A 25718-nucleotide genomic window follows, 5' to 3' on the forward strand; every position below is an offset into this window, starting at 1 on the left:
ATGGACCTGACCCACATACAGAGCCACTTGAGACGCCTCTTCAATTCGGGAGGGCATGAGCACGCTGGTCACCGAGTCGTCTATTGGCACGATCAAGCTGGCGAGTTTGTCGAAGAGCTGGATAATATTGGCATCGGAGAGCTGCACGAGGACGGGGTCTGTCTCATTCACATCGACGGCGGCTCGACATTTAGTATTAAGTTTCGTGTGCTGATGGATGAACCGAACGCGCGTTTCGTCCTTTACCAAAGCGGCCCCCAAATCGACCCGGACAGCGACTTTCTCCTCGACATCAAGAAGTGGGCCGCCCCCTTCGCCGCGGATCGATCAACTATGATTCTTCGCGAACTTGGCCTAGTTGATGAGCTGGCTCTGAAGCCCTACATCGCAGACCGGACAAAATACTTTGGGAGCCGTGAGAGGCTGCAAAAGCTCCAAAGGTTCGTGACACCTGGGGATGACGAGTTTCAACTGGATTTGAAAATCTTAGCTGTGCTCGCCAAGGCGACGCAATCGCAGTTGAGTTTGATCCTTCGCAATGTGCTCTCCGAGGCCGATCCCGAGGATTGGGCCGCTGAGAACCGGGTCCTCGCCGAGTTCGAGCGTTTTGACATGCTGCCCCGTTTCTGGGAGTTCATCGCTCGCGAGTTTCGCTATCAGCACGACAAGCCTTCGGTACGTAATCTCCTAATGCGCTTATTTGTCACGGATTTTGCACGCCATGTTTCTGGAAGCATTCCCCAGGCGCTGCAACATCTGATCCTGCCCAATGGCGGCGGGGCGAACGCCGTGGTTTTCATGGATGGATGGCGCGATTCCAGTACCCATCAGACCGGCTACGATCATATGTCTGCCTCAATAGCGGAGGACCTTCGTATCCGCGATCACCTCAGCGGATTTTCATTGGTCGATTTGACCGCGGTCGATACCTTTATCGATGTCGAAAAACGGATCGCATCCCTTTTGACTCGCCAGATTGACGAGGCCGCCGAGACCGTGAACGCGGTGCAGGTGTCCGATCTGGCAAAAACGAGGCAGGACGCTTATTGGGCAAACCGGAACAAACCGACGACCCATGATGCACCGCGACGCTCACTGCACGCCGTCTATGACGCCCTGATACATGCATCGAACTTGCTTACCCTCAAGGGTGAGATTGGGTCTCGTATCCGCGGTAATTCCGCAAATGAGACTTGGCAGCTCTATACCGGTAAGCTCTTTCGCATCGACCAGCTCTACCGACTCTTCTCGGAGGCCACGGATATCGCCGAGGGTGAAGGATGGGACATTCTTAAAGACCTTCGCCAGCATGTCGAAGACGTCTATGGAAACTGGTATCTCGCCGAGCTAGGGAGCCTGTGGACGGGGCAAGTGCAGGACGACATGTTGCAGAGTTGGTCTCTCCCGGCGACGCTCAATCAATACGATTTCTTTCGTCGGGTCGTAAAGCCTATATTGGAAAACGACCCGGAACGCCGCGTCGTGGTTATTGTATCCGACGCATTCCGCTACGAAGCCGCCCACGAACTATTTCAAGTTTTGAACGGGCAGGATCGGATCAGGGCCAAACTGGACGCCATGGTTGGGGTGCTGCCTTCGTATACAGCGTTGGGTATGGCCTCGCTATTGCCGCACGAGCGCTTAGGTTACGCGTCAGACGGAACAGTCCTTGTTGACGGAAAGTCCTCAAGCGGGCTTGACGCCCGGAACAAAATTCTCGGATCGGTGTCGGGTGTTGCCGTGAAAGCCTCCGATCTAATGGATATGAAGAAGGACAAGGGGAAAGAGTTCTTTCGGCCATACCGCGTGATCTATGTCTATCATGATCAGATAGATCAGACAGCCGATCGGGGAAATGAGGAGAAGACGTTCGCCGCCGTCCGCACCTCGATCGAAGAGATCAACGCTTTGGTAAGGCGTGCCTTCACATTTAACTGTAATTTTGCGCTCGTCACCTCCGATCACGGCTTTCTGTTTCAAAACGAAGCGCCCGGCATTGCCCAGAAAAACGCAATCAAGGACAAACCGGCTGGAACGCTCATCGCGAAAAAACGCTACTTGATTGGCAAAAATCTTGGAACTGACCCCGGTGCAATGGCTGGGCATCTCTCCGCCACCGCAAAAGTGATTACTGATACCGAATTCTGGGTACCTAAGGGCATCAACCGCTTTCATTTCGTCGGCGGCAGCCGGTTTGTCCATGGCGGGGCGATGCCACAGGAAATCTGTGTCCCACTTTTGCGGATTCAATATTCACGGGGAGAAGGCAAAGAGCGTGAAAGAACCCGCGTAAGCAAGATTGGCCTCGCCCTTCTGCTCCATAGTAATAGGATCACGACTTCGCGGCACCGTTTTACAATTACGCAAACGGAAGCGATAACCGCGAGGCGGCAGGCCGTGACGGTGCGCATTGCACTCTTCGACGAAGATGTTCAGATTTCCAATGCGGAAATTCTCACTTTCGATTCGTCGGCTGCCGACATGAACGCTTGGAAGCGGGATGTCTGGCTCACACTTGTGAGCCAGACATTCGACTCGAGGAAGCACTACAAGCTCATCGTCCGCGATACCGAAGATCAACTCGAGTTGGTGTCTGCGAATGTCACCATAAGCCTGGCGTTTGACAATGACTTCTAATGAATTTTTGCAGAACGACGTTGATCAACTTCTGAACCGGCATTTCGCCGGCAAGGTCGTACGCAAGGATTTAACAAAGCTCGTCAAGGAAGGCGCAAACGTTCCAACGTATGTCCTGGAATACTTGCTGGGTATCCACTGCGCATCCGACGACGAGTCTACGATCTGGGCGGGCATGGATACGGTTAAGGCTATTTTGGCAGACAACTACGTTCGCCCGGACGAAGCTGAGAAGATTAAGTCCAAAATTCGCGAAAGGGGCAGTTTCAAAATCATCGACAAGGTGACCGTCCGTTTGAACGAAAAGCGGGACACCTATGAGGCTCTGCTGTCCAATCTCGGCGTCAAAGACGCTGAGATCAGTTCGCGTGACGTCAAGGCGAACGAGAAGCTGCTGGCGGGAGGCATTTGGTGCATCATCACCGTACATTACTTTTTCGAGGAGGGCCAAAAACGGTCGCCGTTTTCAATCGCTGATCTCAAGCCGATTCAGATGCCGAATATGGATATTGAGGAGCTCTTCGAGGGTCGCCGCGCCTTCTCCACAAAGCAATGGATCGATGTGCTCATCCGCTCTATCGGAATGGAGCCAACAGTCCTGAGCGAGCGTACCCTTTGGCACTTGCTCGCTCGCATGATTCCTTTCGTGGAGAACAATTACAACACCTGCGAGTTGGGACCCCGCGGCACGGGCAAATCGTATGTCTACGACGACGTGAGCCCGAACAGCATTCTTGTCTCCGGAGGACAAACAACCGTAGCCAATCTGTTCTACAACCTTTCGCGTCGCCAGGTTGGCCTCGTCGGTCTATGGGACGTTGTGGCTTTTGACGAGGTCGCCGGCATCAACTTCAAGGAATTGGATGGCGTGCAGATCATGAAGGGATACATGGCCAATGGAACGTTTGCCCGTGGCAGGGAGTCGATCGCCGCATCGGCAAGTATGGTGTTCGTCGGAAACATAAACCAACCCGTCGACACGCTCGTGAAGACCAGCCATCTGCTCGCACCATTCCCCGAGGCAATGATTGATAGCGCATTTTTCGATCGTTTCCACTCGTATATTCCGGGCTGGGAAATCCCGAAGATGCGCCCGGAGTTTTTCACTAACCGATATGGGCTTATCACCGATTACCTCGCCGAATTCATGCGAGAGATGCGCAAACGGAATTTTGCTGATGCCATCGGCCGAGATTTCAAGCTCGGAAACAATCTCAATCAGCGCGACACAATTGCCGTTCGCAAGACTGTTTCCGGCCTACTGAAGCTCCTGTTTCCTAACGGGGAGTTCCAAAAAGAGGACGTCCAAAGGTGCCTAGAGTATGCACTTGAATCCCGCCGGCGGGTTAAGGAACAGCTGAAAAAGATCGGCGGCATGGAATTTTACGATGTTCATTTTTCCTACATCGATCAGGATACGAGTGAGGAGCGCTTCATTGGCGTACCGGAGCAAGGCGGGGGAAGTCTAATTCCCGACGGTCCTTTAAACCCGGGCGTCCTACATACGATTGGTATTGGCAGTTCGGGGATGCAGGGACTTTATCGCCTTGAAACGCAGACGACCTCCGGAGGCGGAAAGTTCGCGTTGTCTGGCATGGGGTCAAATCAGGCGTCTAAGGAGGCCGTGAGAATAGGGTTCGATTATTTCAAGGCTAACATTACGAGGATAAGTGGAAGCGCCCGAGTTGGTGAACACGACTACCACCTCCATCTGGTCGAGCTACATAACAACGGCCCGACCACAGCCATAACCCTGGCTTCATTCATCGCCCTTTGCTCTGGGCTGACACAAAAACCGATTCAAAGTCAAATGGTTGTCCTGGGTGACATGAGCCTTGGTGGCAGCGTGAAGCCAGTTGAGAACCTTGCCGAGTGTTTGCAGATGGCCTTTGATTCCGGGGCTAAGAAGACTCTCCTTCCAATGGCCAGCGTTAGGGATATCTCGACGGTTCCCGGGGAGCTGTTTGCCAAATTTCAGGTTTCGTTTTATTCGGACCCGGTGGACGCAGCCTTCAAGGCTTTCGGACTAAACTGATACCTCATTGATTGGGCGGCCGGCTCCATATGCACCCTGGTGCCCGGGCCGATGCAATTTAGCCCTCGACCCGATGCTAGGCTGTTTGGAATTCTCGTTTATCGCAAATGACCTGCCACTGAACTTTCATCCAGGATGGATTAGAGTCTCGGCGTAACCGGTGTTTCCATCACACCACCGAATCCGTTCGTCCGTTGCAGAGATCGCGCCATCCCTTCATAGTTGCAGGCGTATGAGGGCGGATAGCGATGCTTAGAAGGAAATACGATGCGAAGGTGACACGAGAACTCGCGGTGATGAGGATCGTGTTTGCATTGATCGGGTTAGTTGCCTGCGTGGCTATCCTTGGTTTTTATCTGTGGCGGCTCCAGAATTTTGAGCGGTCCGTCGCAACGGTCGAAGCCGTTTGGGACGAAGAAGTGAATCGTCGCGGGACGACAATCGTAACGATGGCAGACCTATCTTTCTCAAGGACTGCGCCCATGGGGGAGGCAATTGCTTGCAGGCACCAGTTTGAGATCGGCACGCCTCGTGACGGTTTTAAAGTCGGAGATAAGCTTGACATTGTACCAGCAACTGGAACTTGCCAGAGGGTCGACATCATTGGCCGAAGCGGTGTGAACCCTTAGACTTTCGCGACGACTCTTCTGTGTGTCAGCGTCTTGGCGCTTTCCAAGGCAAGAGTTCCTCGATCCGGCTCTGCTTGTGGCCACTGACGATGGCGGTGAGCGTGGCGGTCAGGTAGGCCTGCGGATCGACGGCATTGAGCTTGCAAGTCTCAATGAGCGAGGCGATTGTCGCCCAGTTCTCGGCACCTGTATCATGACCCGCGAAGAGCGCGTTCTTGCGATTGAGGGCAATCGGCCGGATGGTCCGCTCGACGGCGTTGTTGTCGATCTCGATGCGGCCGTCGGTCAGGAAGAGCTTCAGACCATCCCAGTATTTGGCAATGTAGGCCAAGGCTTCGCCGAGTGGGGACTTAGTTGAGACATGGGCGCGGTGATGGACAAGCCAGGTTTGCATGTCGGCGACCAGCGGCGCTGACCGCTCCTGCCGTCCAGCGAGACGAGCCTGCGGATCACGGCCGCGCAGTTCGGCCTCGATGCGATACAGTTCACCGATCTGTTTGACGCCGTCCTCGGCAATCGGTGCTGAGCCGTTGCGGGTGATCTCCACCAGCTTGCGGCGGGCATGCGCCCAGCAATAGGCAAGCCGAATGTCGGACCCAACACGCTCTGGCGCGATCAGCCTGTTGTATCCGGCATAGCCATCGACCTGCAGGATGCCGGAGAAGCCCTGCAATATCCGTTCGGCATGAATGCCTCCTCGACCGGGAGCGTAGGTGAAGGCGACGCCCGGCGGAGCACCACCGCCCCAAGTACGATCATCTCGTGCCAGCGCCCAGAAGTATCCGGTCTTGGTCTTGCGGGAGCCGGGATCGAGAACCGGTACACGGGTCTCATCCATGAACAGCTTGGTCGAGCGCTTCAGGTCGGCAACCAGCGCATCGAAGACGGGACGCAATTCGAACGCAGCCCGGCCGACCCAGTCGGCAAGCGTTGAGCGATCCAAATCGATGCCTTGGCGGCTCATGATCTGGGCCTGCCGATACAACGGAAGGTGATCGGCATATTTGGAAACCAGCACATGGGCGACGGTCGCTTCCGTCGGCAGTCCTGCCTGGATCAGCCGCGCTGGAGCTGGAGCCTGAACGACACCGTCAGTGCAGGCGCGGCAGGCATATTTGGGGCGACGGGTAACAATGACGCGGAACTGCGCCGGGACCACGTCCAGCCGCTCGGAGACATCCTCGCCGATGCAATGCAGACAACCGCCGCAGGCGCAGATCAGGCTTGCTGGTTCGATGACCTCTTCAACACGGGGAAGATGCCTTGGAAGGGAGCCACGATTTGTCGCGCGGGGCTTGCTGATCCTGTTTCCAGGAGGACCGTCCGCCTCATCCTCGGCATGGATCGCTGCCATCGCCGTTTCCAGGTCCTCCAGTGCCAGATCGAATTGGTCGGGATCAGTCTTCTCGGACTTTCTCCCGAAGGCTGCCTGTTTGAAGGCGGCGACCAGCTTCTCAAGCCGTTCGATCCGCTCATCCTTGCGGCCAATCTGGGCGTCTTTACCTGCCTCGCTCAGCCGCGCCGCAATCAGCATCGCCTTCAGGGCGGCAACATCATCGGGAAGGTCGGCGGCATCCAGCATGGGCGAAAACTATCAAATCCTGAGCCGACTTGCCTGTGGAATTTGCCGTGCTGAGTCATCGTGCCGCAGCTATTCGATGGCCTCCGGTGTTCTCGTTTGGACGGCATGAACTCGCCGCCAATCAAGGCCTGCAAACAGGGCCTCGAACTGGGCATGTGTCAGCGTCATCAGGCCATCCTTGATGCCGGGCCAGGTGAACGTGTGCTCTTCCAGCCTTTTGTAGGCCATGACGATCCCAGAGCCATCCCAGTAGATCAGCTTCAACCGGTCCGTCTTACGTGACCGGAACACAAAGACCGTTCCGGTGAACGGGTCCTTGTGCAACTCGTTCTTCACCAGCGCCGCCAATCCGTCATGACCCTTGCGGAAATCCACGGGTTTGGTGGCCACCATGATCCGAACGCGGTTCGATGGAAAGATCATATTGTCGCCGCCAGGGCGCGGGCGATGGCAGCGATCCGGGACGCGGACGCACCTTCCTCCAAGCGGATCGTAACAGTGCCTACGACGATCTCGGGGCGACCAATCGCTTTCGGCGGAGGCACGGAAACTGGCGGATCAACGATCACCGCCGCGAACTCTACCGCATCCTCCGGTGCTGGCAGGATCAGCTTGCCCTGCCGAGCCATCGTCCGCCAGGTGGAAAGGCTGTTGGCTCGCAATCCATAGCGTTGCGCAACTTCATTGACCGTCGTACCAGGCCGCAAACTTTCCGAAACAATCTTCGCCTTGATCTCATCAGGCCAATGTCGGTGAACCTCACGTCCAGGCTTCCTGGTTGTGAGAAACTCCAATGAGGTCTCCATGGAGAAACTCCCGTTCTTCATCCATGAAAACCTCGATCACAGATCAGGCGGAGAAGGACAATGTGGAGACAGAACACCGGTTACGTCTCGGCGGCTTTGAATACGCCTGATAGTTGGTGCGAGTAGTCGTCGAGGCGGCGCTGGGGCGTGGGGATTCCGACCAGGACCAAAAGGTCCGCCGCTTTCGTTCGCTCCTACGAGTTCGGCACATTTTATGCCGGGACCAGCCTCGGCGAGCTGGAAGATGGCTACTACAGCGCCGGTGAATGTCCGAACAGCGTCGGCGGATTCGGTCTAACGAAGGAGGTCAACTCTCGTAGTAAATGAAGAGATTTTGGAATACCTCGAGGACGCCGTCCCTTTCGAAGCGAATGTTTCTCACGCGGTTCTCCACGAGATCGATCCAGACTTCATCCCCAGGTAACATGCGCGGCTCGATATTCCTGTAGAATCCGACGACCGTGGCAACATTGAGATTGTCGTGTCCATAATCTCCGTCAGCGATTTCCGCTAGCATCTTTGAGACACCCGTGACTCCCCATCCTTCCAGTGACCGGCCGCCGGAAAGCTCTGTAAAGTAAAGCAATTCGGACTCGATTTTCTTGGCATAGATTTCCATGTCGCATCCTCTTCGTGCGGCCATTGGGATTAGCGATATACCCGGTCGAATCTCCCTGCCGTTGTCGTCCTCCCATTGTTTTCAATGTCGAGTTTCTGAAGGTTCTCGATCTGGCGCGTTAGTTTTTCATTTTCGCTACGTAGAAGCTGCAGGGCTATGTCGGCCTCGGCGAGCCGGGTCGCAATCATCGCGCGGTCGGCCTCCGCGTCCTGCTTTGACCGGCGCAAAGAGAGGAGGGTTTCCTGCGCCGTCGACCCCACACGAACCGACAGCCCGTCTTGGGTTTGCTCAACTTCCGGCTTGTCGGCATGAGTTAGAATTTGGTCCCTGATGTGGGGGTAGGCGCAATCCTCCATAGAGAGAAGCGTCCTTGAATGGTCGCCAGCCTCTCTGGCTACCGACGAAAAGTTCAACGAGAGCTTTCCCTTTTTGGCAAGTTCCTTGTTGCGTTGATTCTCCGGTTTGCCTGTTACGATTCTTTCGATGGCGGCTTGAAACTCTTCAGTTAAATCACTCATGCAAACTCTCCGGTTTTCAATCCAAGCTTTCGAAGGATAGCCATGGCCCTGGACATGCGTTGACGTGCAATACCGGCGATAGCAGCCTCTGCAGCCGCGATGCTCGCATCCAATAGCTCCTTGTGTTCCCTGTATCTCGCCTTCCAGAAAGAAATGTGAACCTCGGAAATGACCAGATTGGAGCACGTGCAGCAAACGTCTGGGCAGCGCTCTTGCGCCAATGGCCGGCGTGCTGTCCGGTCGTGCGTGCCTTTGGCGATAAAGTGGCAAAGTGACGTATCAGACCGGAAGAGGCAGGTCCCGTACTCGCAGCGCCAAGCTCTTACATCATGTGCTTTCAAACTTTCTTCGACCGCTGCGAGCTTCTCACCCTCAGTTTCAAGCGTTTCGCAAACCGTTTTCAATTCGGCCAGCTCTCGCTGTATTATCCTCGCCATTTTTCCGGTGAAGGAACGCTGTCCAAGCATAATGTCCAAGAAGTCGCGAGAAGCCATCCGCAACCTCTCATTGTCGACAATCTTCAAGAGCGTCGGATTGCTTCCGAGGTAGGCAGTATCTGTCACATAGTCCGACAGGTGCTTGAAATGCTCCCGAACCGACGGCAGCGCGTCAGGATCGATACGGATGACATCCTTGGCGAATTTTTTTCTCCATTGGTGGGTCGTCACGTTCCAGAAACGAAACCGTTCTTCAACATCGACGAAGCGCTGTATGAACGATTTCTGACTATCACGAAGAACATCACTCATAATTGGAGAAAGAGTACCCGGCTCACGCGGTAGGCCGGACATTTTGCCGAAGGATACGATCAGGTCGTCTAAGCCGGCCAGGGTTCTCCAATACTCATAGAGTTTGTCTAATAATAATATTGCTTCTACAGCATCAGGAAAGTGATCTGATCCCACGGGGCGGATACCCGCCACCCACTCAACTTCTTGATAGCCCTCGGTTCCCTTGAAGACTTTCCCCCTAATGAAGAAGACTTCCTTCAGGCCGTCCATCGATGGTCTAACGGTTAAGCAGTGAGGCCACCCGTTTTGCTGCCTGGGATTCGCCTGCAAACCTGCGATCTCACTTATCCTGAAACCAACCAACGCTTCCAATGTCAGGCAACTGGCATCTCGCGTTGATTCATAGAGGTCCCTAATTTGCCGAGATGCAAACCAACGCGAGGTTCGTTCCCCCGCTTCATCGCTAACGGTTACCACCACTTCGCTCTTGATGGGTTCCCTCCACGGAGTAGCCAAGGTGCCGCCACCGTGGAAGGTGAAACCAATAACCCTCGCGTTGATGTACGACATATAGTTTTTTGACTTCCAGCCCGCGCAGGCGTCCCGAGCCATCTGTTCAACTTTTGCCAAGCGAAGGACGTCCGTGGATTTGTCGCGAATCCAATGCAACGCTTCCCTAATGCACGGAAGGTGGATTTGATCAGGTACCGACGGAATGCGTACTCTCGGTGATCGGATATATTGACGAGCGACCGCGGTGGCAGCCTTACCTTTCATAGGGTGAGATGAAACTTGAATTTGCGGAAAGCGGTCAAACAGCGGCGATTGTTCATACAAACGGGCTAGTACATCGATGTACGTAGCGAAAGTGTCGGTCGATACCGAACTTGAATCATCATCGTCGATGTACTGACCTGCTAGGAAATCGATATAGTCGGCGGCGCTATCTTCGTTGATCTCGCTGAGGTTTGAATAACCGGCGAGAAACATCCAGTGGATCAGGGAACGCATGCAGCGTCCTACAGAACACAGTCTGTCGGGCTTCAGATTAAGTCCGCGCGTAGCCCGTGACATCAGAGATATGACGATACGCTTTGCCTGCAGGAGCAGCCTACGCCAACGCGGGTGAGACGAGATTGCCTCTGGGATGTCCCGTACCCAGTTGAGAATCGAGTTTGTTTTACCTGCGGTCGTTGGCCCAAAGCGCCATATCGGTTCGTGAAAGTAGGAATAATCAGAGACCCGCGTGACCAACAACTGCGCATCATCGAGGAGACATATTTGCGTCGGCAACGCCCGCCGTTTCAATCGGTTTGACATCGTCAGTCCAATTGAGCCAGGGGTGACAATGAAAGGCCGAGAGAAGCCTCGATGATGGAAGCGGCGAACTTGGGTAGGAAAAAGTTCTCTAGCTCCTGAAGTTGTGGTAGCCAGTGCGCCGTCCACCTTGGGCCGTCACATGTATTGCGAGTTTCGCGAAGTAACTCCCTCAGCTGAAGTAAACGAAAATACGACTTAGGGTCACGGCAATCGACGGAGCTATTCGGACACGCGGGGCACCTTCCATATGCGCTGCACATTCGGCCGCGGCGCTGGCCAATCAGCGGAGAGTCAAACGGGTCGGTGCAAAAAAAGCCCGGCGTTACCGCGGTGCGTCCAAAGGCCGAGAGCGCCAGGCCGCGCAAATCGGACCGTCCGTCGGTGTCGAGCCAGCGTTGGATGTATCCCATATTGAGAGCTAGAGCTTCGGCGTATCTCGCTTTTTGGCCTTCGGTCACATACGATTCACGAGTCGTAGTGGGAGTTGTGTGACCCAGAGCAGCTTGTTGGGCGTTGATATCCTCTCCTGTTATCACCCCGACAATATCAGAGCCTGTCACTCGGAATTGCGCAAGTGTGAAGGGAGGCAGTTTATATTTAATTCTAAAATCTCGAAGAGTTGCGGTCCACCGTTTCTTAATTTCTGAGTATTGTTGGTATTTCTCCGAAGCACAGATGAAAATCTTCCCCGACGTTTTAGCGGAGGCGAAGCGCGCTGTGCGTCTCGAGTAGTGGTGCAGCAGCGCAATAAGTTGTTGAGGTTCGTAACGCTTCAAATCGAGATTGGAAAATTCGCGCGGCTGCTTGAAGCCTCCGCGCCCCTTGCCCGGGGATAGCTTTAATCGACCATTGGCAAGGTCACTGAAGACAACGTCATTCCAGACAGCATCAAAGATTGTCTCTGCGTTGTAGAATGATTCCATCGCTAGCAGCAGAATGATCGGTACGAGTGCCCGCGGTGTAAAATGGAGATGTGAAATGATCTCCGTACGACTGTAGGAGCGTAGCCTACGTACTGATACCGGAAACCGTTTGACCAGCGTCCTATGGGAAATCCCCTCGTCTTCGAGCTTGGCATATAGTGCCACCGCGGCGTCTAAATCGTCGTATCCGATGTTGATCAAGTCTGACAGATTTGCGCTCTGGGTGGTCGCCAGAATTTGTTCGCCTCTTCGCAGGAGACCAATTGTTGCATCTAATTCGGCGAAACAAGCATGCCGAATTTTCCCCAACGTCGCTGCGTCGAGGGGGGTCTTATGCTTTACCTCCCGCGAGGCTCGAGGATATGGGTTTCTCTTAAAGGGATTGGGCTTGCGACGACCGGCGCGGTCGGAGCGTCCCAGTATCCACTTAAAAGCTCGGCCAAGGTCATTGTAAATTCTCGCCGCGGTGAGAGCACTCAATGTATCGGTGAGCAAAGCCGCTGGCGGATTGATATCAACCCAGCCCCGAAGCCAATTTTTAAACAGATCGACAATATCGGCAGTGCAGTCCTCTATAGAGTTAACCTTCGTACCAAACGTATCCTCAAGGGTATTCAAAAAAGAGGCGAAATATTGGATGGATTTTTTCAAGTTGGTTCGCGTGCCTACATCGACGCTCGGTCCCCAATGAGCGCCATAGTCACAAATTTCGGACGCAAGCTCCGATCGTGCTTTCAATACGCTCAGGTCGATTTTCGATAGGCCGTTCGGCGCATCGTGGTCTACTATACTGACTATAAACCCTTTTTCCGCCCAAGCGGTTGTTTTTTCAGGGTTGTCTCTCCTCGGATTGAGCGGCGGCCTTGCTCTCAGGTGTGGCGCGGGACGGCGGGTGGGACGACGGCTCATTTTTCGCTACCGAATGTTTTGTCGATAGCGGCGAGCCAAGCCGAAACCGCGTCGGATACGGCCGAGCCGTTCACTTTCACGTGCCGTCCATATATCGTTCGTGTTGTGTCAGAATGCTCGTGGCCTAAGAGCATCTGCATCGTTTTCCAGATGTCTCCTTTTCCGGCGCTTGATAGCAGCTCCGCCATGAACGCCGTGAAAGTGTGGCGCAAGTCGTGAAAGGAGTACGCGTTGACCTTGTCGATGTATACGGCGCGCTCGCCGTCTTCTATGTATGGCTGTTCTGATCCATCGAACTTGAATTTTGTGACGTCCCGAAGGAAGCCAAGCGCAATGACGACTTTCCTGAAGGTCCTTGATAGAAAGTCAGGCGTCAGAGCATTTCCAACGTCTCGATTGTTGCAGTCGAGAGAGTTGAGAAAAATCTTCTGGGTCAGCTCGGAGCGGCGCTTTCCCCGTGCCACGGCTGCATCTTGAACGATTGTCCGCTCGTAGGAAACATAATGGCTAAGCAATTTTACAATGACCGAGGGAAAGATCACGATACGGTCAGGTTTGCCCTTGGTCTGCAGAATCTTCAGCTCAATGAGTTTATCGGGATATTCGTCATCAAGTTCGGCCTCTAGGTTTACCAGCTGCGTCACCGTCATGGAAAGCGTTTCGGCTATGCGCATACCAGTTGCTAGCGCGGTCGTCGCTGCGAGCCGTTTAGCCATCGAAGGTACGTCTGGGTTCCAATTCCGCGCCTTTTCCAAACTTGGGCCCAAGGCCGCTAGGATTTGCTGAAACCTTTTTTCCGGAATGCGGTTCACTTTGGCATCTTTAGCCGACGAGCGCGGAAGAGCTTCCTCCTCCCCAACTTCGTCAAGCCCCCCCTCCGGAACTACACGGTGAGGTATAAGCTTTTTTTCGTATGCCCACTTTAGAACGGCGATCACGGTACTAACTCGCCGGAGAGCCGTTCCGCGTTCAAACTGCCGCCGAGTACGGGCGGAAACGCCGTTCTGGTTTAGTTCACTGAACTCCAGGACGTCGAGCCAGTCAGTGTCCTCCCACCGCTTGTTTCTATAAGCGAGGAAGACCGTGAACTGGGTGCAGTCGCTGTTGTAGTCCTTCTGGGTATTTACCCAGGACGAACCTGAATATGGACGGATGAAATCGTGAAGGTAGCAGTTGACGATCGTGACCGGGGTCCAGTCGGAATAAAACAGCATACGAAAGCCGGGCCTGATCCGCGACGTCTTGCCGCGCAGCTTCACCCTGATCGGGGTCGCGCCGATCTCAGCAGCTCTTTCCGTGAAGATGATGGGGTCAAATCCAAGCTCGTGGCCGTCAGACAACGATACCTCCTGTAGTTCGCCACTGGAGGAATAGGATAGCAGTGCGCAAAAGGAAATCGTGGCATATGCCAGTGATTCTATGTATTTGAAAAAGCTAATATATGTTTTTTTACAAATGGAAGACGCCAACTTGTAATGGAAGACTCCAATAGGAGAATTTCTTGTTGATAACCGTCAATTCAAAGACCTAAATTAAATGACAAGACTCCAATGGTGCGACAATCTGTCGCAGGCCGTGCGAAACCTTCACGCTATTCGGGACCAGTGCCTCAGGGTCCAAGATGCGTGCATAGCCTGAAGTGGTGACGAGCTGCTGTGAACAATCGAACGCTTGGACTCCTTATAAGGTTTGAGTCCAGTCGCCCCGACCATTTATCCCCTTGAAATCCCAGTCAGAATGTCAGTTTTCTTCGTCCCGCTAGCGGCGGAAAGCGGAACGAGGCATTGGCAGAAATGCTAAAACGGGAGCCGAACGTCCCGAACGAAAATGTCATTTGTTCATGTTGCAGGCGAACTATAGCGCCGCCATTGCAAAGGGTGGTGGCCTTCGACCGCCTCTTCAGTGCGGTTTCTGAGCGATCGCGATCATCGATTTCGCCAGCAGCGGAATTCTCCCGACATATTCGAAGTCGACGTCTTCGAAGCCTGTTTCAAGCAGGAGGGTAGCGAGCGTTCCGGGAGACCAGAATTTGATATGGCCATGGTCCTTCAGAGGCATGAAATGGTCATCCATCTTTCCGCTGACGGCCAATGCCAGATTTTTCCAGTAGCCGTGAAAAGGCGTCGACATAACGGCAATGCCGCCAGGCTTCACCAGATCATACATGGTGGCCGAGAAAGCCTTGGGATCATAGACATGTTCCACCACTTCAAGGCTGATCACCGCATCGAAGGTCCCATACCGGCTGGAAAGATCTTCGTAGCCGGAACCGATTTCCAGCGGAAGATCGGGGTGGGCCGTTCTCGCTTTGGCGATGCCGTCCTTCGAGGGATCGACGCCGACGACGTCATATCCTTTTTCCGCAAGCACGGCTGCAGCACCGCCGGTGCCGCAACCGAGGTCGAAGACTGCGGTTTCATTTGCCTCTTGGAAACTGTTCTCGAGAACATCGACAACGGCCGGCAGAATATAGGAATGGGCAGTCGCCGGCTTGGCGTGTACATAGGTAGTAGCGTCCAGTTCGATAGACATTTTACCTCCTGAAAACCTGAAAGAAGTGAGCCGCCAATGGTACGGCGGACTTTGACGGGAGTGTGGTGTCGTTGTGGTATTAAGGTGATTAACGCCGAAGGTGTTCGCGGCCTGAAGCTGATTGACAGGGTGCCCTGAAGATGCTGAAAACGGCCCGCATTCATATTACCGCATTCTCGTGGTTCAAAGTGCCGCTGCATCCGGCTCCGCACGCATCGACCATTTAAACTAAATAACGCGATGAAATACCCTTTGAAGGTGCATCGCAAATAAATCCTATAGTTCTTTTTGGTACTGCCTCAGTTGGGAGAGGTGGTATTTGTTGCATTTTGTTAAGATTATACCCAGTTTGGAAGTTAACAGCCCATTTTTGGATTGAAAAAAACCTGAAGCCGCTTCGCATTCTCGTGAATATGTGTAGATTAACATTTATCCCTGTCACAGATAGCCTAGTCGAGCATGGCGCATATGAAGCACAATCTAACTTGCAGGCAGAGCCTCGCCAGCGCGTTCCAGGCTCTGTCGGACGAGGCCCTCAAAGCCGGCTGGTCGGAAGGCGATGTCGCCCTCGCGCTTGCTGAACTCGCCGAGGAGCGGGTGATCGAGGCTACCGCCAAGGTGATAACGGAAGGCTTCATTCCTCAGCTCGTCGCGGCCGGCGGTGGACGCAACAGCTAACGATCTTACACCAGCAATCCTGCCGCTTTCGCTGCCGTGATGAAGGAAGCCTGTGCTGCGCCGCGGGCTGCGCAGTCCGTCGAGCGCATCCAGGCAGTGCTGGCGCGCAACGCGATAATCGCGCCCACGCTTGCTCGGCCACCGCTTCAGATATTCGACGGCTTCCCAGACGGTCGAAACGATCAGGCTGCTGTTTGGAGAAATGACCCTGACGGGGAGGGAAAGCGTTTTCACTCACGTCTGCACTCACTGATTCCTGCTACCAAACGCGGCCAGAACGCGCGTGATAGAATTTTGTTCCATAATTTTGTTCCACAGAAATTTGCGCAGTTGCTAAACTTCAGACCCTCGCGCATAATGATTTTATGGTCGGTTGCGGAGGGCGGCTGGCGATGCAAGCGTGGATGCGTTTGCCCTCGGAGGAGATGCGGCGTGATGTTACGATCATCAATTCATCCGCATGATTTACCGCTGTTTTCGGAAGATCTCGATCTGCTTTCGCAAGTGCTCGACAAGGTCTGCGACGAACGCGGCCTCGCCAGGACGACGCCGGAGGCCGAGCGGATCGGTGCGGTCATCATTCAGCTCTACAGGCAAGGCGTGAAGGATGGCGGCAAACTCGCCGACCTTGCAAAAACCTATCTATAAAGATCAGTTCTGCTCGATCGAGACACCGTTCTTACCGATGCTCATCTCGATCCCCTGCGGCTTGCTTTCCTCGTGGAAGATATAGGCGCCGAGGCCGATGACGGCGACGACAAGAACGCCGATGATGACGTAGAGACCATTGCTGCGGTTCAAGAGACTGCCCCCGATATGTTATAGGCCCCGATATGTTATGGGACAGCGAAACGCCCGGGCGAGCGATTGGTTCCGTCAGTCGTCGTTGGCGGCGTTGAGGTTTTCCGGCCGGATGCCGTCATCGCTGGAGGTGCGTGCGCGTAACCGGATGCCGGGTCCGCCTTCATCCTGATTGCCGCTGGAAAGGAAGATGATGCCGTTCGCCTCGAGCGTGCTGCGTACGTCGAACAGCGCGTGCGGCTCGCCGGCGAATTCGCCATTTTCCAGCGCCATCACGGTCTCAACCGGCAGGCCGCTGGCGGCGGCGAGCTCTTCGATGCTCATTCCAATCATGGCGCGCGCGCCGCGGATCTGCGTTGCTGTTATCATGATGGAAAATCTAGCGCATTTCCAGCGCTTCTCAAGTGGCGACGCTGCACGTTGGCTCTCAGGCACGCGCTCTTCAAACTTCCCTCAATTTGACACCAAACAGATCGTCATGCATGCGCTCGACCGCGATCCCCATTCCTCCCATCAGGGCGGCGCGGTTCCCAAAGCGACTGATCTCAATGCGCGGCGGGTAAGGCGTACAACGCGGCAGGAAACCGCGGATGGCGTTTACGAGTTCCGGTCTTGCGCCGATGCTGCCGCCGGTGATCACCAGTTCAGGATCGAGAGCCGCTCCGATTGCAGCAATAGCGACTGCAACCAGCCTTGCCGTCTCTTCGATGGCAGCGGCGGCGCTTGTTTCTCCTGCATTAAACGCGGCGAAGAGATCGGCCACGGTGGATGCGTTGCGGCCGCCGAAACCGACGTAGCGGCGCAACATCGCGACGCTGCCGACCGCACTCTCAAAGGTTCCAAGCGTAAATCCGCCAGGATCAAAAGCATCTCCGCCGATCGGAAGATAGGCGATTTCGCCGGCCGCCCCACGCGCGCCGCGCAACAGAGTTCCGTTGGCGATGATGCCCATGCCGACGCCTGTTCCGAGAGCAACGAAAGCAAAATTGCTGGTTTCGACACCGTGTCCCCGCCATCTCTCCCCTTGCGCGGCGAGGTTGACGTCATTTTCAACGATCACCGGTATACCCATTCTGCCGCTGAAGACTTGCCGCAGATTTATGGCGTCGATGCCGGGGATGCTTGGCGCTACGTTGATATGTCCGGTGGCCGGATCGAGCACGCCGGGACTGCCTAGAACGACGATACGGAGTTTGTCGGCAGTCGTCCCGGCTGCAAACGCGAGTTCCACGATAAGATCGCTGAACTGATTGACGAGATGCATTCCGCCGCGCGGGTCGGTGGGTACTTTGGTTTCAGCAACCACGTTCCCCAACAGATCGCAAATGGCCGCAGCAATCTTGGTGCTCCCGAGATCGATAGAGACGGCCAGTCCAGCCCTGGCATTGATTTCATAGGTGATCGCATTCCGGCCCGGGCGACCATCAGTCTGCCCGACTGGTTTCAGCCATCCGTCATCCTCAAGGTCGCGCACGACATCGGAAATCGTCTGCTTTGACAAGCCGGTGAGCTTGGCAATATCGGCGCGAGAGATCGATCCGTTCGCGAACACGGTTCGGATGACGGCATTGGTTGAAATTTTTCGTGCGATCGGGGTCTGTGCGACAGAAGATGTCATTGCCATCCGGCTAGCTCAGTCCAATTAGTTCGGAGCGCATACTTAATGGACGCGATATTAAGTCACAACTAACGCGACTAACCGGAATTCAATACATCGAAGCAGGCAATTTGTCTATGTCCTTGACAAATGGGAGGCCAGCTGTAGGCTTGAATTAACGTGCGATGAAAATGCGCGATGAAATAAAGAGGGTCGATGAGAAGTATGTGCCATACCTATCGTCCGGTTAGCCGTGCGCCTGCCAAGATCGCCCAAAGAGGAACTGGCCTGGTCTTGACAGGCTATTTCCTTTTTCGCGTCCCGCGGACTCCTTGAACCCGGCTTCCGAGGATTTGCTCATGATGAAGCCCTCGACTGATGGACAGCTTTTCGCGAAGCAACCTGCTTTACTGCCGATAATGCTATCATGCCTTCAGACGGACGTTCATCGGGATGGGTACGCTGACCTCACCGCGTGGGGAGCAGGCAGTTTCGGGCGTGTGAGATTTTCTCCAATCAAGGGTGCTTATACCCGGGAGACAGGGCCTTTCCGTGGCTCGGAGAAACCAGGAAATGCTTCAACCCGATCCCTCGTCGATCCGCATTGCGAAGGCGACGGAGCCATCCTGCTCGAATTCGGAAAAGCCGAGGCGACGGTAGAAACCCCTGGCGCGTTCGTTGTTTGGGTCGACCCCGAGATGCACGGCTCCGACCCCGTGGTTTCGAAGCGCTTGAAGCTCCGTGGCGATCATCCTGCGCCCCCAACCGCTTGCCTGAAGTCCGGGAAGGATGTTGATGTGAAGATGCGCCGGGTACTGGTCTTGAAGCCACGCCGTTCCGCTGCGCGGATTTTGAATTCGTTCCATCACGTCGGCGTCGCGCGTACGGGTGGGTGCCAGTCCCGCAATCTGCTGGCGGACGAACGGCCACCAGTTTGCCTGCAAGTCTCTGTCGAACCTGCTGGTGTCCGGCACCCCGACGACATAGCCGGCCGGCCGGCCGTCCTGAACGAGAACAAAGGCAAAGTCCTTGGCGAATTTGAGGTAGGGTACCGACCAGATGTAGCCGGGCAGATGCGGGTCGCTATAAAGCGCGCTGGCATCCTCACCGCCATTCGCGGTTTTCAGGCAGATGTCGAAAAAGGCGTCCATATCCGCTTCAGTCGCGGGGCGGATGAAGCAACTGGTGTCCATCACTTTGCCACCTCCTGCGTGGCGCTTTGTCATTTTGGGTCGGGAGAGGAGCGGATGCATTGACGATTACCTCAGAATCGCCAGCCAGGCAAAGCTCTGGGGGAAGAAAACGTTCGGCCGCTGCTTGGCGCAAGGCCCGAACGGGGAGTGGAGAATAAACCAGATGAGGTGGAGCAGATGAAAAGAACCGTGAAATCGATCAGCATACTGCCGGCATACCGATTGAAAGCAGCTGTCGCGCTTGCTGGCGCGGCGCTTTTTTGTTTTGGCCTTTCGGCAGCCGCGCGCGCCGACGACCTGGCTGTGTGGGATGACCAAACCTATGAAGGTCAGAGTGCGGTCATAGAGCAGCTCAACAAGGAGTTCGAAGCTGCCCATCCCGGCGTCACGATCAAACGCACCGCCCGCACCTTTGATGACATGAAGTTGACGCTGAAGCTTGCGGTTTCGGCAGGTGATGGCCCTGTCGTCACGAAAGTCAATCAGGGTGCTGGTGACATGGGGGCGATGGTCAAGGAAGGATTGCTCCTGCCGGTCGACGACTACATCAAAAAATATGGCTGGGATAAGCGCCAGTCGGATTCCGTGCTTGCCCGAGACCGCTGGGAAGATGGAAAATTTGGGGTCGGTAAGACCTACGGCATATCAGGCCTCGGCGAGATCGTTGGCCTCTACTACAATAAAAAGATCCTCGCCGATGCGGGAGTAGCGCTGCCGCAAACCTTCGAGGAGCTGCTGGCCGGTCTTGATAAGCTGAAGGAAAAAGGCGTCCCACCCTTCATGATGGGCTCGGCAAAGCAGCATCTGGCCCTGCACATGATCGGCGCCATCGAGCAAGCGCATATCGACGCAAGCAATCGTGCCGAGCTTGACGATCTGATTTACGGCCGGGGCGGCTCCTGGAACACCAAGGGGAACATCGAATCCGCCAAACTCGTGCAGCAATGGGCACAGGGCGGTTATTTTTTCCCCGGTTTCGAAGGTATCTCGGGTGACGACGCCGTCCAGCTTTTCATTTCCGGGCAGGGTGCGTTTCTGATCTCCGGGACCTGGTATTTCGGTGACATGCAACACAATCCGGATATCGGCTTCATGGCCATTCCCGCCCCGAAAGGTATTTCCAAGCCGATGAGTGTTGGGGGCGTGGATCTTGCCTGGGCGATAACGAGCCTTGCCAAAACGAAGCCGACACAGGACGTAGCCGGCGCATACATCGATTATATGGTTTCGGAAAAGGCTGCTGAAACCTGGGCCAATGCTGGCTATCTTCCTGCAACGTCGCTCGCGGCTGACGCCAAGCCAAAGCTCACGCCGCTCCTCAGCTCCGGCATCGAAATGTGGAAGACACTCAACGCAAACGATGCTCTCGGCCATTACCCCGACTGGTCGAGCCCGACGATGCTGAAGACAATAGATGACAACACGCCGCTTCTTCTGTCCGGCAATATCACGCCCGAAGCCTTTGTCGATGCTATGGACAAGGATTATCAGGCGTACCTGAAGGATAAGAAATAAAGATTGCGGGCGCTGGTCACGGCCGTCCCCTGCGGTCGTGACCTCAGTCTCGTCGATCCAAATAAATGAGCACTGCGATCGGCTTGCTGCGCGATGACCACAGCTAGGTTTATGGAGTAATGGATGAAACGCTCCGCACTTGATGGCTCGCAACAGACCAATTTTATCTATTTATTGCCTGGATTGCTGTTCTACGCGGCTTTTGTCTTTGGACCGATCATCGCGGCTTTGGGTTTGAGCCTGACCAGCTGGGACGGCCTGAGCATGCCCAAGTGGGTTGGTCTCGGCAATTACGTCGATCTATTTTCTGACAGCCGTTTTTATATTGCCTTGCGCAACAATGCCGAGCTTATGATCTTCTACTGTGTCCTGCCGCTCGTGCTCGGCATAACTCTTGCTGCTTGCGTCTGGAATCTGAAGCAGCGCGAACAACTTGCGCTCCGGACCTTCCTGTTCCTGCCTTATATCATGCCGACCGCCGTGTTGGGCATCATCTGGGCATGGCTCTACAATCCTGCATTTGGCCCTTTCAATCAGTTTCTGAGAGCAGTGGGCTTAGGCGCCTTCGCACTCCCGTGGCTGGGAGATTTCAATTTTGTGCTTCCCGCGGTCGGGATCGTTGCCACCTGGTATTTCTTCGGTTTTTGCATGGTCATCTTCCTGACCGGAATTCAGCGCATCGACCCGTCTCTTTTCGACGCTGCCAAGGTCGATGGCGCTTCGGCGCGAAAAACCTTTTTCTGGATAACGCTGCCGCTTCTTTTGCCTGAGATAAGGGTGGTTTTGCTGCTGACGGTCATAGCGTCAATCAAAAGCTTCGACCTGATTTTTACAATGACCAGGGGCGGACCCGCCAACGCGACACTCGTGCCGAACATCTACATGTATCAGCTCGGCTTCGAGCTTAATCGGTTCGGCGCTGCGGCGGCCATCGCCATTGTCGGCGCGATACTCACATTCATCATCAACTATGCAATTCACCGATTTGTGGGATCGCAGAACAAAGGACGGGCTTGATGAGCCGTTGGTCTAACTTCTCCGCCGGTACGCTATTCCTTCGCCTTGTGCTCTGGCTTCTTGCTTTCGTAACGATCACGCCGTTCCTGCTTCTGCTTCTGACCTCGATAAAGAGCAAGGCCGACGTTCTGCAGGGTGCATTCGCGCTGCCGGCATATCCACATTTCGAAAATTACGTCGCTGCTTGGAATGCCGGACATTTCAACATTTATTTCTGGAATTCGATCATCGTTGTCATACCCGTCGTTGCTGCAAGCGTCTTTTTAGGCCTGCTGACTGGTTTTGCCTTCGCCTACCTGTCGTTCCCGTTCCGGCGCACGCTGTTCGCTATCCTGACGCTCGGCATGATGGTGCCGGCGGAAGCCTTCATCATCCCGCTTTATTATGAAATGCGGTATCTGGGATTGATCAATACCTATGCGGCTCTGATTTTGCCGCAGATCGCGATGTCGATACCGTTCTCGACGATCTTCCTCGCCAGCGCGATGCAGCAACTGCCGGAAGAAGTTCTCGAAGCGGCGGTTCTCGATGGCGCCGGACGCTTCTATATCCTGCGCAAGATCGTCGTCCCACTCATGGTGCCGGCAATGTCGACACTGGCGCTGTTCCTGTTCATATGGACCTGGAACGAGTTTCTGATTCCGTTCATCCTGGTCAACGACGACGACTATCGGACGCTGCCCCTCGGCATGCTGTTTTTCCAAGGGCGTTATACCGTCAACACGCCGGTTCTGACCGCCGGCGCGGTGATCGTCATCTTCCCGCTCATCGTGACTTATCTCGTTTTCCAGCGGCGGTTCATTGCCGGCTTGACGGCAGGAGCGACGAAATAGACAGCCGCCCATTGACGGCAAGACCTCACGCCGCCTCGCGGCGTCTTCGTTCACGCTTGTGGCGCACTTCCAGCGCCGCGCAGCCCCAGACCGTGCCGAGCAGCAGATAGACATGGCGCCAGTGGTCGATATCGATGACGTTGCCGATTGCCGCATGGCCGAGAACCGAGATCCAGGCGATCATCAGGAAGGGCTGCCACGGCCGGTCGAGCAGCAGATTCCGGAAACCGAGAGCCAGCGTCCAGAGAAGCATGCCGACATAGCTGACGAAGCCGAGCCAGCCATAGGAGGTGAGCGATTTCAGCCAGATATTGTGCTCGTCCTCGGGAAACATCGTGCCGAACACCAGCGGGCCGATGCCGAGCGGGCGCTCCATCATCATGGTGAAGCCGATCCGGTGGCGCTCGAAGCGGCCGAGATGTTCGCCGTCATATTGCTGTACCAGCTGGGCGCGTGCCGAAAACAGTTCGGCGACCTTCGGGATCTGCAGCGCCACCAGCAGCGATGCGATCAGCATGATGATCGCCGCCAGCGACAAGACCAGGACGCGCAAGCGAAAGGCGCCGCTGCGCTCCTTCAGCAGCATGATGAAGATCAACAGCACCACGCCGAGCGCGAAGAGCCCCCAGGCGGCGCGGGAAAAGGAGAGGAAAATGCCGAGCGCAAGCACGAGCAGGGCGGCGGCCTTCAGCGGCGATTTCTTCAGGTCGCCGACCAGGATACCGTGGACGAGATAGAGCGATGGCGGCACCAGGAAGGGCCCGAAGACGTTGGGATCCTGGAAGGCGCCCTTGGCACGGTCATAGAGCGTGAAGATTTCCGCACCCGGAAAGGCGTGGAAATAGCCGAGTATGCCGAGCGCGGAGGTGGCGACGGCTGCAAAGGTCCAGGCATTGAAGATCAGCGGCAGCCGCTTGTGGCTGTCCTCGATGATTGCCGCGTAGAAGACCGCCGTCAGCGCCAGGAAGGTCGACACCGCGATATACATCGGCGCCGTTGCCAGGTCCTTCATCTGCGTCAGCGACAGCATGCCGCCGATATTGAAGGTCAGCAACAAGGCGAGCAGCGGCGCCACGCTGCGCGAAATCCTGAGGCCCAGGATGAACCAGAGGCCGCTCAGCCCCGCCACCCAGAGTTCATAGGGTGCCGGCTCGTCGATCACGAAACCGGAAAGGAAGACGCCGAAGGCGACGAAGGCCGAGCCGATCAGGCGCAGCGTCATCCGCTGCGGTTGGGCGACACGGGGATATGTCGCCTCCATCGCGCTCAATAGGCGTTTTCCGTGTTGAGCAGTCGGATCGGCGTCAGGAACAAGATCTTGAGATCGAACCAGAGCGACCAGTTCTCGATGTAGTAGAGGTCGTAGGCCGTGCGGAACTTGATCTTCTCGTCATTGTCCACTTCGCCGCGCCAGCCGTTGATCTGCGCCCAACCGGTGACGCCGGGCTTGACGCGATGGCGGGCGAAATAACCCTCGACGACATCGGCGAAGGCGCGATCGCGCGCCTGGGCGAGAACGGCATGCGGGCGTGGGCCGACCAGCGAGAGATCGCCTCTCAAAACGTTGAAAAGCTGCGGCAATTCGTCGATCGAGGTCTTGCGGATGAAGCGGCCGACGCGGGTGACGCGTGGATCGCCCTTGGTTACCGCGGCCTTGCCGGTGGGGTCGGCCATGTTGGTGTACATCGAGCGGAACTTGAAGACGTTGATGATTTCGTTGTTGAAGCCGTGGCGCTTCTGCATGAAGAAGACCGGGCCTTCGGAAGTCGCCTTAATGGCGATCGCGGTGGCGATCATCAGCGGCCAGAGCAGTGCGAGCGCGACCAAAGTGAAGAAGATGTCGAAGCCGCGCTTGGCGACGGAATCCCAGTCGCGGATCGGTTTTTTGAAAATATCGAGCATCGGCACCGAGCCGACATGCGAATAGGCGCGCGGCCGGAAGCGCAGCCGATTGGCATGCGCGGCAAGGCGGATATCGACCGGCAGAACCCAGAGCTTCTTCAAAAGGTCGTAGATACGGGCCTCGGCCGACAGCGGCAGGGCGATGATCAGCATGTCGATGCGCGTCAGCCGCACGAATTCGACGAGTTCGGCCACGGTGCCGAGCTTCGGATAACCGGCGACCATGATCGGCGAGCGTTTCTCGCCGCGGTCGTCGAAGATGCCGCAGATACGGATGTCGTTGTCGGCCTGCTGTTCGAGGATGCGGATCAGGTCCTTGGCCGGCTCGCCGCCGCCGACGATGACGGCGCGGCGTTCCATGATGCCGTTGCGCGCCCAGTTGCGGATGCCGTAGGCAACCAGGAAACGCTCGGCCGCAAGGAAGAGCCCGCCTGCGGCGAACCACGGGATATAGGCATCGACCATCGCCCATGTGGTGCCGCGAATGAGCGCGAACAGGCCGACGCTCAGGAGAAGCGCGATCGTCCAGGAGGCGAGGATGCGTGGCATCAGCCGCAGCTTCGCCCGGAGGGCGGGAATGGTGTAGGTGTCGGCAAGCTGCAGGCCGATAACGGTCAGGGCCGAAGCGATCGCCGCCATGCCCGCCCGCATCGAGGTGGAATCGCTGCCGTCACCGGGCCAGAAATAGTGGGAGATCAGGGCGATCGCGAAGAGCGCCAGGAATTCCAGCAGCCGCAATTGGCCGATGATGATCACAGGCGAATTGGTTCCGTCGCGGAACTGCTCGGCGATCTGCCGGGCAAAGGGGTTGATTTCGGTCGGGTCGGAAGGCTTCTCCTGACCCGCGCCGCCGTGCGCCTCGACGTCGGAGACCTGCTTGCGCAGTGCTTCCACGTCGAATTGATCGCCTTTTTCCAGCTTGTTCATGGGGCTTTTCGCTC

Annotated in this window: 22 protein-coding genes and 1 pseudogene; 7 read left to right on the forward strand and 16 right to left on the reverse strand. The window is 55.8% G+C overall.

From position 1 onward, the window contains the following. Both pglZ and brxL read left to right on the forward strand, forming a co-directional pair. The gene (gene pglZ, locus RlegSU303_RS06795; RefSeq protein ID WP_018070452.1) at positions 1-2637 is read left to right on the forward strand and encodes a BREX-1 system phosphatase PglZ type A; all 2637 of its coding nucleotides are present in this window, start codon (positions 1-3) and stop codon (positions 2635-2637) included. Further along, the gene (brxL, locus tag RlegSU303_RS06800; RefSeq protein ID WP_018070451.1) at positions 2627-4672 is read left to right on the forward strand and encodes a protease Lon-related BREX system protein BrxL; all 2046 of its coding nucleotides are present in this window, start codon (positions 2627-2629) and stop codon (positions 4670-4672) included. Before pglZ ends, brxL begins: the two co-directional genes overlap by 11 nt. Positions 4673-5326: 654 nt before the next feature. Here the strand turns inward: brxL and tnpC are convergent. From tnpC to RlegSU303_RS06845, 9 genes are all read right to left on the reverse strand, one after another. Next, entirely contained in the window at positions 5327-6883 is a 1557-nt protein-coding gene (gene tnpC / locus RlegSU303_RS06805) for an IS66 family transposase (protein ID WP_231283600.1), read from the reverse strand. A 69-nt stretch (positions 6884-6952) separates the two neighbouring features. Then, positions 6953-7306 carry an IS66 family insertion sequence element accessory protein TnpB gene (gene tnpB, locus RlegSU303_RS06810; RefSeq protein WP_222356307.1) on the reverse strand — a complete coding sequence of 118 codons (354 nt, stop codon included), beginning with the start codon at positions 7304-7306 and terminating at the stop codon, positions 6953-6955. Beyond that, positions 7303-7689 (reverse strand): IS66-like element accessory protein TnpA, encoded by a 387-nt coding sequence (tnpA, locus tag RlegSU303_RS06815; protein ID WP_231283601.1) that lies wholly within the window; start codon positions 7687-7689, stop codon positions 7303-7305. The genes tnpB and tnpA overlap by 4 nt, the downstream gene beginning before the upstream one ends. A 307-nt stretch (positions 7690-7996) precedes the next feature. Continuing rightward, the gene (locus tag RlegSU303_RS06820; RefSeq protein ID WP_018070450.1) at positions 7997-8308 is read right to left on the reverse strand and encodes a hypothetical protein; all 312 of its coding nucleotides are present in this window, start codon (positions 8306-8308) and stop codon (positions 7997-7999) included. A 29-nt stretch (positions 8309-8337) separates the two neighbouring features. After that, positions 8338-8826: a hypothetical protein gene (locus tag RlegSU303_RS06825; protein WP_018070449.1), complete on the reverse strand. Its 489-nt coding sequence runs from the start codon at positions 8824-8826 to the stop codon at positions 8338-8340. Beyond that, on the reverse strand, positions 8823-10568 hold the full coding sequence (locus RlegSU303_RS06830) for a hypothetical protein (protein WP_018070448.1): 1746 nt from the start codon (positions 10566-10568) through the stop codon (positions 8823-8825). The genes RlegSU303_RS06825 and RlegSU303_RS06830 overlap by 4 nt, the downstream gene beginning before the upstream one ends. Positions 10569-10879: 311 nt before the next feature. Next, the gene (locus RlegSU303_RS06835) at positions 10880-12709 is read right to left on the reverse strand and encodes a hypothetical protein (RefSeq protein WP_130827630.1); all 1830 of its coding nucleotides are present in this window, start codon (positions 12707-12709) and stop codon (positions 10880-10882) included. Further along, on the reverse strand, positions 12706-14049 hold the full coding sequence (locus RlegSU303_RS06840) for a tyrosine-type recombinase/integrase (protein WP_231283602.1): 1344 nt from the start codon (positions 14047-14049) through the stop codon (positions 12706-12708). The genes RlegSU303_RS06835 and RlegSU303_RS06840 overlap by 4 nt, the downstream gene beginning before the upstream one ends. A 559-nt stretch (positions 14050-14608) precedes the next feature. Beyond that, complete coding sequence (locus RlegSU303_RS06845; protein ID WP_168279928.1) at positions 14609-15241, reverse strand: class I SAM-dependent methyltransferase; 633 nt, start codon at positions 15239-15241, stop codon at positions 14609-14611. Positions 15242-15700: 459 nt separating this feature from the next. On the opposite strand from RlegSU303_RS06845, the gene RlegSU303_RS06850 reads away from it, so the two are divergent. Beyond that, entirely contained in the window at positions 15701-15919 is a 219-nt protein-coding gene (locus RlegSU303_RS06850; protein ID WP_168279927.1) for a hypothetical protein, read from the forward strand. Between the two features lie 5 nt (positions 15920-15924). On the opposite strand, the pseudogene RlegSU303_RS06855 reads toward RlegSU303_RS06850, so the two are convergent. Continuing rightward, positions 15925-16169, reverse strand: a pseudogene (locus tag RlegSU303_RS06855) (DUF982 domain-containing protein). Between the two features lie 185 nt (positions 16170-16354). Between RlegSU303_RS06855 and RlegSU303_RS06860 the strand changes: the two are divergent. Continuing rightward, positions 16355-16567: a hypothetical protein gene (locus RlegSU303_RS06860; protein ID WP_029872887.1), complete on the forward strand. Its 213-nt coding sequence runs from the start codon at positions 16355-16357 to the stop codon at positions 16565-16567. A 3-nt stretch (positions 16568-16570) separates the two neighbouring features. Here the strand turns inward: RlegSU303_RS06860 and RlegSU303_RS06865 are convergent, their stop codons facing one another. From RlegSU303_RS06865 to RlegSU303_RS06880, 4 genes are all read right to left on the reverse strand, one after another. After that, positions 16571-16720, reverse strand: coding sequence for a hypothetical protein (locus RlegSU303_RS06865; RefSeq protein ID WP_012756918.1), 150 nt, complete (start codon positions 16718-16720; stop codon positions 16571-16573). A 75-nt stretch (positions 16721-16795) separates the two neighbouring features. Continuing rightward, positions 16796-17089 (reverse strand): helix-turn-helix domain-containing protein, encoded by a 294-nt coding sequence (locus RlegSU303_RS06870; protein WP_003547265.1) that lies wholly within the window; start codon positions 17087-17089, stop codon positions 16796-16798. Positions 17090-17162: 73 nt separating this feature from the next. Continuing rightward, complete coding sequence (locus RlegSU303_RS06875; protein ID WP_017959897.1) at positions 17163-18344, reverse strand: ROK family transcriptional regulator; 1182 nt, start codon at positions 18342-18344, stop codon at positions 17163-17165. 551 nt (positions 18345-18895) lie between these two features. Further along, complete coding sequence (locus RlegSU303_RS06880) at positions 18896-19510, reverse strand: GNAT family N-acetyltransferase (RefSeq protein WP_094086284.1); 615 nt, start codon at positions 19508-19510, stop codon at positions 18896-18898. A gap of 177 nt (positions 19511-19687) precedes the next feature. Between RlegSU303_RS06880 and RlegSU303_RS06885 the strand changes: the two genes are divergently transcribed. The 3 genes from RlegSU303_RS06885 (at position 19688) to RlegSU303_RS06895 (ending at position 22875) form a co-directional block, all read left to right on the forward strand. Beyond that, positions 19688-21025 carry an extracellular solute-binding protein gene (locus RlegSU303_RS06885; protein WP_017959899.1) on the forward strand — a complete coding sequence of 446 codons (1338 nt, stop codon included), beginning with the start codon at positions 19688-19690 and terminating at the stop codon, positions 21023-21025. A gap of 123 nt (positions 21026-21148) precedes the next feature. Next, positions 21149-22042 (forward strand): carbohydrate ABC transporter permease, encoded by an 894-nt coding sequence (locus RlegSU303_RS06890; RefSeq protein ID WP_017959900.1) that lies wholly within the window; start codon positions 21149-21151, stop codon positions 22040-22042. Continuing rightward, complete coding sequence (locus RlegSU303_RS06895) at positions 22042-22875, forward strand: carbohydrate ABC transporter permease (protein WP_020485981.1); 834 nt, start codon at positions 22042-22044, stop codon at positions 22873-22875. Before RlegSU303_RS06890 ends, RlegSU303_RS06895 begins: the two co-directional genes overlap by 1 nt. Before the next feature lie 25 nt (positions 22876-22900). On the opposite strand, the gene RlegSU303_RS06900 is transcribed toward RlegSU303_RS06895, so the two are convergent. Both RlegSU303_RS06900 and RlegSU303_RS06905 read right to left on the reverse strand, forming a co-directional pair. Further along, positions 22901-24145 carry an O-antigen ligase family protein gene (locus RlegSU303_RS06900; protein ID WP_017959902.1) on the reverse strand — a complete coding sequence of 415 codons (1245 nt, stop codon included), beginning with the start codon at positions 24143-24145 and terminating at the stop codon, positions 22901-22903. Beyond that, positions 24142-25704 (reverse strand): undecaprenyl-phosphate glucose phosphotransferase, encoded by a 1563-nt coding sequence (locus RlegSU303_RS06905; RefSeq protein ID WP_017959903.1) that lies wholly within the window; start codon positions 25702-25704, stop codon positions 24142-24144. The genes RlegSU303_RS06900 and RlegSU303_RS06905 overlap by 4 nt, the downstream gene beginning before the upstream one ends. Positions 25705-25718: the final 14 nt, after the last annotated feature.

Origin of the sequence: Rhizobium sp. SU303 (genome assembly GCF_021052345.1) — a bacterium.
In the GTDB taxonomy this organism is placed as follows: Bacteria; Pseudomonadota; Alphaproteobacteria; order Rhizobiales; family Rhizobiaceae; genus Rhizobium; species Rhizobium laguerreae.

Coding starts and splice junctions, on each gene's coding strand:
- RlegSU303_RS06875 (WP_017959897.1), bottom strand. CDS start 18,344: ATGGCAATGACATCTTCTGTCGCACAGACCCCGATCGCACGAAAAATT.
- RlegSU303_RS06880 (WP_094086284.1), bottom strand. CDS start 19,510: ATGGACACCAGTTGCTTCATCCGCCCCGCGACTGAAGCGGATATGGAC.
- RlegSU303_RS06830 (WP_018070448.1), bottom strand. CDS start 10,568: ATGCGTTCCCTGATCCACTGGATGTTTCTCGCCGGTTATTCAAACCTC.
- RlegSU303_RS06850 (WP_168279927.1), top strand. CDS start 15,701: ATGGCGCATATGAAGCACAATCTAACTTGCAGGCAGAGCCTCGCCAGC.
- RlegSU303_RS06860 (WP_029872887.1), top strand. CDS start 16,355: ATGTTACGATCATCAATTCATCCGCATGATTTACCGCTGTTTTCGGAA.
- RlegSU303_RS06825 (WP_018070449.1), bottom strand. CDS start 8,826: ATGAGTGATTTAACTGAAGAGTTTCAAGCCGCCATCGAAAGAATCGTA.
- brxL (WP_018070451.1), top strand. CDS start 2,627: ATGACTTCTAATGAATTTTTGCAGAACGACGTTGATCAACTTCTGAAC.
- pglZ (WP_018070452.1), top strand. CDS start 1: ATGGACCTGACCCACATACAGAGCCACTTGAGACGCCTCTTCAATTCG.
- RlegSU303_RS06885 (WP_017959899.1), top strand. CDS start 19,688: ATGAAAAGAACCGTGAAATCGATCAGCATACTGCCGGCATACCGATTG.
- RlegSU303_RS06835 (WP_130827630.1), bottom strand. CDS start 12,709: ATGAGCCGTCGTCCCACCCGCCGTCCCGCGCCACACCTGAGAGCAAGG.
- tnpB (WP_222356307.1), bottom strand. CDS start 7,306: ATGATCTTTCCATCGAACCGCGTTCGGATCATGGTGGCCACCAAACCC.
- RlegSU303_RS06820 (WP_018070450.1), bottom strand. CDS start 8,308: ATGGAAATCTATGCCAAGAAAATCGAGTCCGAATTGCTTTACTTTACA.
- RlegSU303_RS06905 (WP_017959903.1), bottom strand. CDS start 25,704: ATGAACAAGCTGGAAAAAGGCGATCAATTCGACGTGGAAGCACTGCGC.
- tnpC (WP_231283600.1), bottom strand. CDS start 6,883: ATGCTGGATGCCGCCGACCTTCCCGATGATGTTGCCGCCCTGAAGGCG.
- RlegSU303_RS06870 (WP_003547265.1), bottom strand. CDS start 17,089: ATGATAACAGCAACGCAGATCCGCGGCGCGCGCGCCATGATTGGAATG.
- tnpA (WP_231283601.1), bottom strand. CDS start 7,689: ATGGAGACCTCATTGGAGTTTCTCACAACCAGGAAGCCTGGACGTGAG.
- RlegSU303_RS06890 (WP_017959900.1), top strand. CDS start 21,149: ATGAAACGCTCCGCACTTGATGGCTCGCAACAGACCAATTTTATCTAT.
- RlegSU303_RS06895 (WP_020485981.1), top strand. CDS start 22,042: ATGAGCCGTTGGTCTAACTTCTCCGCCGGTACGCTATTCCTTCGCCTT.
- RlegSU303_RS06845 (WP_168279928.1), bottom strand. CDS start 15,241: ATGTCTATCGAACTGGACGCTACTACCTATGTACACGCCAAGCCGGCG.